Source organism: Thermococcus sp. GR5 (genome assembly GCF_012027535.1).
Lineage (GTDB): Archaea > Methanobacteriota_B > Thermococci > Thermococcales > Thermococcaceae > Thermococcus > Thermococcus onnurineus.
On the sequence record NZ_SNUN01000003.1, the window covers coordinates 226,821 to 237,071 of the forward strand.

Sequence of the window (10,251 nt, forward strand, 5' to 3'; positions counted from 1 at the left end):
GATGGTCATAGTGGAGTTTGTCATAGTCCCCCTCGGCGAGAAGAGCCTGAGCCGGTACGTAGCAGAGGTAGTAAAGCTTTTAGAGAAAAAGGGTGTTAAGTATCAACTGACTCCAATGGCAACGATCATAGAGGTTTCAACCGTACGGGAAGCCTTCGAGATAATCGAGGAGGCCCACGAGCTCATGTTCAAGCTCGGCGCCAAGAGGGTTTCAACGACTGTAAGACTCGACGACAGACGCGATAAGGCTGTCCACATGGAGGACAAGGTCAAATCAGTCCTCGAAAAGGTGAGGGGTGGTTGAGATTAGGGCCCTGGTTCTGGCCATAGACCGCGATGACGATTTCGGCCAGAAGGCCGGCGTTGAAGGTCCCGTTATAGGGAGAGATGCCTGTATAGATGCCGCTTTAAAGCTCAGTCTGGCCGACCCCGAGGACAGCGATGCCAACGTTGTTTATGCGGCCGTCAAGCTCTACGATGAGCTGAAAGGGAGCGGGGAGTTCGATGAGGTGGAGGTTGCACTCATAACAGGCCACCCAAAGGTTGGCGTCAAGAGCGACCTCGAGCTGAGCAGGCAGCTCGACGAGGTTCTCCAGAGGTTCCCTGCCGATGGGGTTATCACAGTAACGGATGGCGCTGAGGACGAGCAGATATTCCCAATCATCACATCAAAGGTGTCCATAATAAGCTCTCACCGAGTTGTCGTGAAGCAGAGCGAGGGCATAGAGACAACATATTACATCATATACCGCTATTTAAGGGAGATACTGAGTGATCCTGAGGTGGCAAAGGTAGTCCTCGGTATACCGGGCATGATACTCCTGCTTTACGGCATAGCAAGGCTCATAGGTGTTTGGTATCCTGAGAGCGTCAAAATAGTCTCCGCCACGATAACGGGCACAATACTGCTCTTCATTGGAGGCTACTTCTTCACCAAGGGATTCCGCTTCAACTTCAGGGAGACCCTCGCGAAGCAGTTCATATTCGTCATCTCCATCGTGGCGGGTCTGCTCATCATAAGCGGGGGTGCCATAAACGCCTACCTGAGCCTTGAGGAGTACTCTAAGGAGCTCATAGGCGGCTGGCCTGGTACACCACTTCTAGCGACGCTCATTTACATAAACGCCCTGAGCTCGTCCCTAACACTTGGAATATCCGTTATGATAATGGGTAAAATTGTCCAGGCGTACCTGAGGAGGGACCACCACATCTGGTACTATATATCCACTCTCCTCATAATGCCCGCCCTCTGGGTAACAATAGACCTAACGACGAGGTATGCGATGGCCATACTGACGATTTCAGATATAGAGGTTTTCACCAAGTTACTGCTGGCCTTTGTGGACGTCGCCATAGCGGTTCTTGTTGGAATATACCTGAGAGGAAAAGTTAGGGGATGGGAGAGAATTGAAGCTGGAACAGGCACTTGAAGAGTATGAGAAGAGAAGGAAAAAGGCCGAGAAAGAGGCAGAAAAAGTTAGGAAGAAGTACAACAAGCGCCTTGAGAAGAAGGTCAAAGACATTCTGAAAAAGATAGACGCTTTGGAGAGAAAGGAAGTCCCCAGGAACGTGGACGAGAGGATCAAGAGAATAGTCACCGCCGAGAAAAAAAGCTACGTGGGTGCGCTCAGGAAGGCTTTGGAAAGCATCGAAACCATGGACGATCTCGGAAAGAGGCTTCCGGATCTAGCTAAACTCCACGTCGGACACGGAAAGTACCTGCTGCTAATATTCGAGAAGGACGTTTACACAATCAATCGCCTCCTGAAGGAGCTCAACGAGGATTACTTGAACTACTACGAAGAGCTTTCAAAGAAAGACCTCATAGAGCTGGAAATTGGGGAGCTCATCGAGGGCGAAGATGAAACGAAGAAAAACCTCTCCCTCGCGGAAAAGGAAAAGGAAGACCTTCAGAAAAAGGTCGAGGAGAAGAAAGCTGAACTTGAGGGATTCTACAGAGAGCATGGTCTTGATGAGCTTGAGAAAGGCATCAAAGAGCTGTCATCGAGAGTCAAGAGGGGAGAAATGGAAGTCCGCTCAAGGGCTTCAAAGCTCCAGAAGCCGATAAAAAGAATGCGTCTTCACGAAGAGATAGCGTCCGAGTTCGTGAAGGACAGCTCCGTGGTACTGAAAAGGCCCGAAGAGTTCGTTTCGCTCCTTCAGAAAATTTACCCACGACTAGAGGGCAAGCACAAAAAGACCGCGCAATGGCTAATAGAGAACCTTCTAGAGAAAACCGAGGCCATAGAAGACGACAGGAAAAAGCTGGTAGAACTCGAAAAGAAAAGGGATAAGATCATCAGCGATGCCGAAACCAAAAAGAAGGAAATCTGGGAGCTAGAAAGGTTAATCGAAGAGAAAGAGGCCGAAATAAAGAAGCTCAAGCGCCAGCTGGAGCACCTGGAGAAGGAGCTGAACAAGAGCCTCAGGAAGCTAGAGGAAATCTTGGGAGAGAAAATAGAACGGTAGCCTTATAAGTTAGGTTTCCCTAATTCTCTTTGGGTGGTGAGGATGTTCAAGGTGGACAGGCTGCGCTTTGGAACGGCCGGAATCCCGCTCTCAACGCCGAAGCGCTCAACAATAAACGGCATAATCCATGTGAGAAACCTTGGACTTGATGCCATGGAGCTTGAATTCGTCCGCGGGGTCAACCTCAAGCCCGAGCTGGCAAAGAAGATTAAATACGTCGCTAAAAAACACGATGTTCTCTTAACAGCCCACGCGCCCTACTATATCAACCTTAACGCGAGCGAGAAGGCCAAGGTTGAGGCCAGCAAGAAGCGCATCATCCAGAGTGCCGAGAGGCTCCACGACGCTGGTGGATGGAGTGTCGTCTTCCATGCAGGTTACTACCTAAGGCAGCCGCTAGAGAGGGTCTACGAGCGCATAAAGAACGAGCTTAAGGATATCGAACGGGAGCTGGTAGATAGAGGCATTAAAGTATGGCTAAGACCAGAGCTCACAGGGAAACCAACGCAGTTTGGGGATTTGAAGGAGATAGTGAAGCTCAGCGAGGAACTAGAGACAGTCCTTCCAACCATAGACTTTGCCCACGCCCACGCAAGACACATCGGAAAGTGTAACACAACCGAAGAATGGCGCGAGATGCTGAGTTTCATAGAAGATCGTCTCGGCAGAGAAGCTCTGGACAACATGCACATTCACATGAGCGGCATAAACTACGGGCCAAAGGGCGAGAAGAACCACCTACCGCTCCAGGAGAGCGACATGAGGTGGGAGGATCTGCTCAAAGTCCTCAAGGAGTTCAAAGTCAAGGGCGTCGTCATAAGCGAGAGTCCGAATATCGAAGAGGATGCAATCCTTATGAAGAAAAAGTACGAGGAAATCAAGATTTAGCCCTTTCAAGCCTTCCGTATCTTTCCATTATCTCAATGAGCTCTTCCTTTGGCAGTGAGTACCTCACGTGGCCGTTTCTTCCCTTCGTTGTTTTCGCCTGAAGGAGGGAATTGATTATCGCTTCCTCGGTTGCTTCCGCAGCTCCAACGAAGAGCCGGCTCAAAGCGTCGTCTGGAAGGAAGCCTATCGCATGAGTCTCCTTTCCGCGCGGAACCGTCTGTGCCGTCGAGAATGCCAGAACGATATCGCCACTGCCGTTGTATGCGTAGCCGCCGGTTCTGGCGAGACCGACCACTGCCCTCCTGGCGAGTCTTCCAAGCTGCCTCGACGTTAGCGGAGCATCCGTCGAGATAACCATCGATATGCTCCCGCCGAGCGAAAGACCCCTTCCGGGATAATCCTTCAGCTCAAGCCCAACGGGAACGCCAGCGATGGTTAAGTCTTCCCTCTTACCGAAATTGCTGAGAACCAGGGCAGCAACAGTGTATTCCTCGCTCCCTATCTCGACGACCCTCGATGAAGAGCCGATCCCACCCTTGAACTCGAAGGCACTCATTCCAGTGCCCGCTCCAACGGAGCCTTCCTCGAAGTCGAGCGAAGCCTTCTTGACGGCTTCAAAGACGTGCTCCTTCCTCACGGCACGCCTCTTGATGTCGTTTAGGTAGCCATCGTTGCACTCCATAACGACTGGATTAACCGAGATGGCCTTGGGATTCTCCTCGGCCCAGAGGTCTATGAGGGCATCGGCCACAGTGTAAACACTCAGTGTGTTGGTTAAAGCTATGGGCGTCTCAATGTAGCCGAGCTCCTCAACCTGAACGAAGCCTATCGGCTTTGAGAAGCCGTTCATAACGAAAGTACCTGCAAAAAGCTTCTCCTCGTAAGGGTTCTCGACCGGCGGTAAAAGAACGGTAACTCCAGTTCTGATGTCTTCACCTTCAGTTATCGTCGCATGACCTACCTTGACGCCTAGGTCAGCAATGGAATTCCTCTTTCCGTGAGCATAGCGGCCGATTCTTATTCCCAGCTCAGGGGCTTTCATGGTATCACCAGAGAGAGTTCGCACTGGGATTTAACAACTTTTGTCCAAATCAAAACTTATAAGCCAACAAAATCGAGTTGTGAACATGAGGCTTTCGAAGCTCGTACTGCTCGTTCCGCTGGCTTTCCTTGTGGCCTTCTTCTACATCCCCCTAATCAGCATAATAAAGACGGGATTGTGGGATAATGGCCCGACGCTCAAGTACATAGCCTCGGTTCTCTCAAACAACTATCACCGGCGTGTGATTCTTTTCACGATAGGCCAGGCAATAGCATCCACGCTCCTGACCTTAGCTTTGGGCCTTCCCGGAGCGTACATCTTTGCCAAGTACGATTTTCCCGGAAAAAGCCTGCTCAAAGCGGTCCTCACCGTCCCATTCGTCATGCCAAGCGTGATGGTAGCTTTGGGCTACATCCTGCTCTTCGGTAAGAGCGGCTTCATAACCCAGATTATCGGTCGCGATTTGGGGATAATATACTCCTGGAAGGCCATACTTCTCGCCCACGCCTTCTACAACTTCCCCATCGTCATCAGAATGGTTTCCTCCCTCTGGCAGCGTGTTAATCCCCACTACGAGGAGATGGCGATGGCTTTGGGTGCCCGAGACTGGAGGCTCTTCTGGAAGGTGACGCTCCCCCTGATTTCCCCCGCGATTTTCGCCTCGGCGATGCTCACCTTCGTCTTCTGCTTCCTCAGCTTCTCCATTCCGCTCATCCTCGGCGGCTACCAGTACGCGACCATAGAGGTGGACATCTTCACCTCGATAATGGTGATCCTGGACTTCAAGACGGGTTCTGCTCTGGCGATAATCCAGATAACGCTCAGCATGCTCTTCATGTACCTCTACCTGAGGAGCCTCGACGCCTACGCTAGGCGTGAGGAGCAGAGAGTTCTCCAGAGGCCAAAGCGCTTTACGCGGAAAGACGTTTTCAGTCTTAAGGGACTCCTCATAGGGGCCTACTCGTTAGCCGTTCTGCTCTTCATCATAGCCCCGCTTTTAGCAGTCCTCTATGATTCCCTGCACTTCAACGACCAGTGGAGCCTCGAGTGGTATAGGAGGATATTCTCGACCGAATACAATCCTATGTTCGGTGCCACAACGCTCGACGCGATAAGGAACTCCCTAACCTTTGGATTTGCGACGGTCTTCCTCTCAGTGATAATCGCCCTTCCAGTCGCCTACGCGCTTCACCGCTGGAACTTCAAAGGAAAGCGGCTCTTCGACGTCCTCGTTATGCTCCCGCTGGCGAGTTCTGCCATAACCCTCGGTTTGGGATACATCAGGATCTTCCACGGCACGCCGCTCTACTACACCGCCTGGCTCATCATCGCTGCTCACACGATAATTGCCTATCCCTTCGTCCTGAGAGCAGTTTCGACTTCGCTGAAGAAGATAAGACCCAACCTATGGGAGGCAGCCCTGAGTCTCGGCGCGAAGGAATGGAAAGCCTTTCTCAGGGTTGAGCTACCGCTTGCTCTTGGCGGCGTTATAGTGGGCGCCATCTTCGCCTTCGCGATAAGCATAGCCGAGCTTGGAGCGACCTACATGCTGGCAAGGCCAGAATACACCACTATGACAGTTGCAATATACCGCTTCCTCGGGGCGAGACAGTTCGGTTCTGCTTCGGCCCTTTCAGTTCTCCTGATGGCGATTTCAACTGCGAGCTTCCTAATCATAGAGAGAATAGGTGAGGAAGTATGGTGAGGGTTGAACTGAGAAACGTAGTTAGGGCATGGGAAGATTTCAGGCTAACTATCGAGTATCTGGAAGCCAGAGACGGCGAGTTTTTAACGCTCCTCGGTCCGAGCGGCTGCGGAAAGACGACGACACTCAGGATAATAGCGGGCTTTGAGAAGCCCGATACCGGAGAGATACTTTTCGACGGGAAGGTCGTGAACGAGCTGCCGCCTTACGAGAGGGGCATAGGGATAGTCTTTCAGGACTACGCGCTTTTTCCCCACATGACGGTCTTCAAGAACGTTGCTTTCGGTCTGGAAATGAAGAGGCTCCCGAAGGCCGAGATTGAGAGAAAGGTAAGATGGGCATTGGAGCTTGTTGGTTTGAAAGGCCTCGAAAACCGCTACCCGGAGCAGCTGAGCGGCGGCCAGCAGCAAAGGGTAGCCCTGGCCAGAGCCTTAGTAGTCGAACCGGACGTTCTCCTCCTCGACGAACCGCTCAGCAACCTCGACGCTAAAATACGAGAGAGGTTGCGGGGCGAGATAAGGAGAATCCAGCGTGAGCTCGGAATAACAACCATCTACGTCACCCATGACCAGGAGGAGGCAATGGCAATAAGCGACAGGATAGCAGTGATGAACTTCGGCAAAGTCGAGCAGGTTGGAAAGCCGCTGGAGCTTTACTACAGGCCCAAGACCGAGTTCGTGGCGCGCTTTCTGGGGTTGAGCAACATCCTTGAGCTGAAGGCAAAGGATGGGAAGGCCTGCATAGGCGGACTGTGCTTTGACGTCGAAAGGGAAGGGAGGGTGAGAATCTTCTTCCGGCCGGAGAGCGTTTACGTGAAGCCCGGGAAGATGGCGGAGGTGGTGGACTACGAGCTTCTGCCCGGGAGGATAAGGCTCAGGCTTAAAATCGGAGACGAGCTTATCCTGGCCGAGCGCTTCCTTGACGAGCTTCCATTCTCGGTGGAAGAACTGCCAGCAAGAGTCGATGTGGATGTTCGCTCGTTTTCTATTCTCGGATGAATCCTCCTTTTGGTATCCTTCCGGAGTCCTCCAAGGTAAAAAAAGCTGCGTTTCTTATTTACAAATTTTTGTCAAAAAAATCTTTAAAAAACAGAATTATTAGCAAGAATCAGTTAACTTATGGGGGTGCGCTCATGGGCTGGTTCGAGAACTACTTCGAGTTTGATAGGTACGGCACCAATATGAAAACTGAGGTTCTGGCAGGCGTTACGACTTTCATGACCATGGCTTACATTCTCTTCGTGAACCCGGCGATACTCAGCGATGCCATGGGTAAGGAAGCCTTCAATTCGCTCGTCGCAGTTACCGCTCTGGCGGCAGGATTTGCAACGATCCTCATGGGTCTCTACGCCAAGAAGCCCTTCGCCCTCGCTCCGGGAATGGGGCTGAACGCCTACTTCGCCTACAGCGTGGTTCTGGGCATGGGTTATGACTGGCACGTTGCTTTGGCGGCAGTCTTCGTCGAGGGTCTCATATTCATCGCATTGAGTGTTACCAAGGTCAGGAGCGCCATAATTCACGCGATTCCGCTCAGCCAGAAGTACGCGGTTGGCGCTGGAATAGGCCTCTTCCTCACACTCATTGGCCTCAACGATGTCGGCCTTCTTACAGCTTTCGTCCAGGATGGGGTGCTCAAATTCACAGGCCTGAACGCCACCGCACTGGCCAGCAAGCAGATCCTGCTGTTTTTCTTCGGGCTCTTCCTTACCGCGGTTCTTATTGCCCTCCGCATTAAGGGAGCTCTGCTCATCTCCATCATAACCACCAGCGTCCTAGGCTGGATTACCGGAGCCGCGCCGTGGCCGGATCAAATTTTCTCAACCCCGGATATAAGCTACACCTTCATGAAGATGGACCTCCCGGGACTGCTCAACGTTGGAGCAATCGGTGTGGTCTTCGCGTTCTTCATGGTTGATTTCTTCGACACCCTCGGAACGGTGACCGGCCTGAGCGCCAAGGCTGGCTTCATAACCAGAGACGGAAAGATACCCGATGCAGAAAAGGTCCTTCTCACTGATGCCGTCGGCACGACCGTCGGTGCGATCCTTGGAACCTCGACCGTCACCACCTACATCGAGAGTGCTGCGGGAATAGAGGAGGGCGGCAGAACTGGAATGACCGCCCTAGTTACGGGCCTCCTGTTCTTGGTCATAGGTCTATTCATAGCTCCATTGGCACAGGCAATACCGGCCTTTGCCACTGCTCCAGCGCTGGTCATAGTGGGTTACTACATGCTCAGCGCTATTAAGGAGGTAGACTTTACCGACCACACAGAGGCGATTCCAGCTTTCCTCGTGCTCATAACAATACCCTACACATACTCAATAGCGGATGGGATAGGCATGGGCTTCATCAGCTATACTCTGATCAAGCTTTTCAGCGGCCGCGGAAAAGAAGTTCACCCACTGATGTACGTCCTCGCCCTGGTGTTCATAGCCTACTTTGCATACCTCGGCGGAGTCATCTGAACCCGGATTTCTGCTTTTCTTTTTTAAATTTAATCAAGAGGGCAAGGAAATCATTTTTTCTGATTCTCTGCCAGCTTCTCTTTGATGAACTGCTTGAGCACGTAGGGGCACTGCTCTTGGATAAACTGGGCGAACTCCCTTATCCTCTGCACGGTTATCTCACTGACGTAGTGCTCGAACTGACAGGCGTCGTGCTCCGCTATCTCTGGCGGAATACCGAGGATGTCTATGAAGAACTGCGTGAGGAGGAGGTGCTTTGAGTACGTTGTTTCGGCTATTTCTTTGCCCTTCTCGGTAAGCAGAATCCTGTCGTATTTCTCGTATTCAACTAGGCCCTTTTCGTTGAGCTTTTTAAGCGCATCGACGACGCTCGGCGGCTTTACGCGCATCATCTTAGCTATGTCCTTAACCCGAATGATTCCTTTGTTCTTGTGGAGGATGTATATAGTCTCAAGATACTCCTCTTCCCTCTTGCTTATCTCCAACGGCCTCACCTGTCGTTAGGTCACCCAAAAATGTTTAAGTAGTTTTCGCACGGGAGTGACCGTCCCGTTGAGTTTGATTAAGGCTCGTGATTCTCCGTTCATTGCCTGCTGGAATAATGCATTTCCTTGTAAGTGCTTATTCTCCTAAGTTTAAAATCTTGTTAAAAAAGCACCTAAAGGATTCACCCCAACCGGCACCCTTAGGGTGCTAGAAATATGAATCCATATCAAAAAAGCAAAAAATTTGACTTGTTTTAGGCGTTGATTAGTGTCATGCTCTTGAAATGCCTCTTCGAGAGGCTACATTAAGAAGGAATCACGAACTTCTAGTGAAGCTTTTCCAAAAGCTCGAAGGCTGGAAAGAGTTTGTATGTCTTTTTGAATTCACTAAAAGAGAGGGTTTCCTCCAAGATTGGTCTTCGATAAGTTGTTTCAGCTTCCAGCATCCGAAGGGCGCGAGTATAGTGAAACACTTCAAACTAGTATGTAAAGATGGGAAAACCTCGTGAGAATTAGGCACATAATAAGGGCATACAAACCTTGATCAAACTTCGCGTAGGCGAAGTTTGTATTGCTGGCGGGCCGGACGGGATTCGAACCCGCGGCCACGGGGTTAAAAGCCCCGCGCTCTAACCAGGCTGAGCTACCGGCCCATGCCCGATGGGATAACAGTGAGGATGTTTTATAAGCTTTGCCCCTCACAGTCTGCTAACGCAAGCGCTGGTGGAATAGTTCCAAAGGTTTTAAGTGCCATTGTTCTAATTCTGCATTGCTCTTTAAAGCTGCCTTTGTAATAGAATTATAAGTTCAACTGACCACTATCCCCTGAGTTCTTTTCAACTGACACCCGTAGGACATCTAAAAACAGTTGAACTCTGATCTAATGGCCAATTTAACTTTAATTCAATGTTAAATGAGTCCTTTGTTGGGATGCCTCATCAAATTTGGTAGTTTAAGAAGTTAACCACATTTGATCAAACTTTTCTGACGAAAAGTTTGTTAGAGAATGGCGCCCGGGTCGGGATTTGAACCCGAGTCACGGGAGTGACAGTCCCGTATGATGGGCCTGGCTACACCACCCGGGCATTTGAGTGGCCGGCGGCGTTCCCGGTTTCCCGCCCCCTCTCGGAGGGCAGTACACCCGGGATCGCTGGCGGGCTTAACTTCCGGGGTCGAAACGAGACCGGGTGTGACC

Annotated in this window: 9 protein-coding genes, 2 tRNA genes and 1 rRNA gene; 7 read left to right on the forward strand and 5 right to left on the reverse strand. The window is 51.2% G+C overall.

Annotation, left to right across the window (positions count from 1 at the left end):
• The first annotated feature begins 1 nt into the window (after nt 1).
• The 4 genes from E3E33_RS04720 to E3E33_RS04735 are packed head-to-tail and all read left to right on the forward strand — an operon-like array spanning nt 2 to nt 3,357.
• The gene (locus tag E3E33_RS04720) at nt 2-304 is read left to right on the forward strand and encodes an MTH1187 family thiamine-binding protein (protein ID WP_167711129.1); all 303 of its coding nucleotides are present in this window, start codon (nt 2-4) and stop codon (nt 302-304) included.
• Nucleotides 297-1,430: a DUF373 family protein gene (locus E3E33_RS04725; RefSeq protein WP_167710975.1), complete on the forward strand. Its 1,134-nt coding sequence runs from the start codon at nt 297-299 to the stop codon at nt 1,428-1,430. The genes E3E33_RS04720 and E3E33_RS04725 overlap by 8 nt, the downstream gene beginning before the upstream one ends.
• Nucleotides 1,408-2,469, forward strand: coding sequence for a hypothetical protein (locus E3E33_RS04730; protein ID WP_167710974.1), 1,062 nt, complete (start codon nt 1,408-1,410; stop codon nt 2,467-2,469). Before E3E33_RS04725 ends, E3E33_RS04730 begins: the two co-directional genes overlap by 23 nt.
• 42 nt (nt 2,470-2,511) lie before the next feature.
• On the forward strand, nt 2,512-3,357 hold the full coding sequence (locus tag E3E33_RS04735) for a deoxyribonuclease IV (RefSeq protein WP_167711127.1): 846 nt from the start codon (nt 2,512-2,514) through the stop codon (nt 3,355-3,357).
• On the opposite strand, the gene E3E33_RS04740 is transcribed toward E3E33_RS04735, so the two are convergent.
• The gene (locus E3E33_RS04740) at nt 3,347-4,399 is read right to left on the reverse strand and encodes a P1 family peptidase (RefSeq protein ID WP_167710973.1); all 1,053 of its coding nucleotides are present in this window, start codon (nt 4,397-4,399) and stop codon (nt 3,347-3,349) included. The two genes, E3E33_RS04735 and E3E33_RS04740, sit on opposite strands and share 11 nt — an antisense overlap.
• Nucleotides 4,400-4,484: 85 nt before the next feature.
• Between E3E33_RS04740 and E3E33_RS04745 the strand changes: the two genes are divergently transcribed.
• The 3 genes from E3E33_RS04745 (at nt 4,485) to E3E33_RS04755 (ending at nt 8,571) form a co-directional block, all read left to right on the forward strand.
• Nucleotides 4,485-6,104, forward strand: coding sequence for an iron ABC transporter permease (locus E3E33_RS04745; RefSeq protein WP_167710972.1), 1,620 nt, complete (start codon nt 4,485-4,487; stop codon nt 6,102-6,104).
• Nucleotides 6,098-7,102 (forward strand): ABC transporter ATP-binding protein, encoded by a 1,005-nt coding sequence (locus E3E33_RS04750; RefSeq protein WP_167710971.1) that lies wholly within the window; start codon nt 6,098-6,100, stop codon nt 7,100-7,102. Before E3E33_RS04745 ends, E3E33_RS04750 begins: the two co-directional genes overlap by 7 nt.
• 134 nt (nt 7,103-7,236) lie before the next feature.
• On the forward strand, nt 7,237-8,571 hold the full coding sequence (locus E3E33_RS04755; RefSeq protein ID WP_167710970.1) for an NCS2 family permease: 1,335 nt from the start codon (nt 7,237-7,239) through the stop codon (nt 8,569-8,571).
• A gap of 50 nt (nt 8,572-8,621) precedes the next feature.
• Here the strand turns inward: E3E33_RS04755 and E3E33_RS04760 are convergent, their stop codons facing one another.
• The 4 genes from E3E33_RS04760 to rrf form a co-directional block, all read right to left on the reverse strand.
• Nucleotides 8,622-9,056, reverse strand: coding sequence for a metal-dependent transcriptional regulator (locus E3E33_RS04760; protein ID WP_012572919.1), 435 nt, complete (start codon nt 9,054-9,056; stop codon nt 8,622-8,624).
• Between the two features lie 575 nt (nt 9,057-9,631).
• A tRNA-Lys gene (locus tag E3E33_RS04765) sits at nt 9,632-9,709 on the reverse strand.
• Between the two features lie 354 nt (nt 9,710-10,063).
• Nucleotides 10,064-10,141 (reverse strand) — tRNA-Asp (locus E3E33_RS04770).
• 8 nt (nt 10,142-10,149) lie between these two features.
• Nucleotides 10,150-10,251 (reverse strand): 5S ribosomal RNA (gene rrf, locus E3E33_RS04775); the annotation flags it as partial.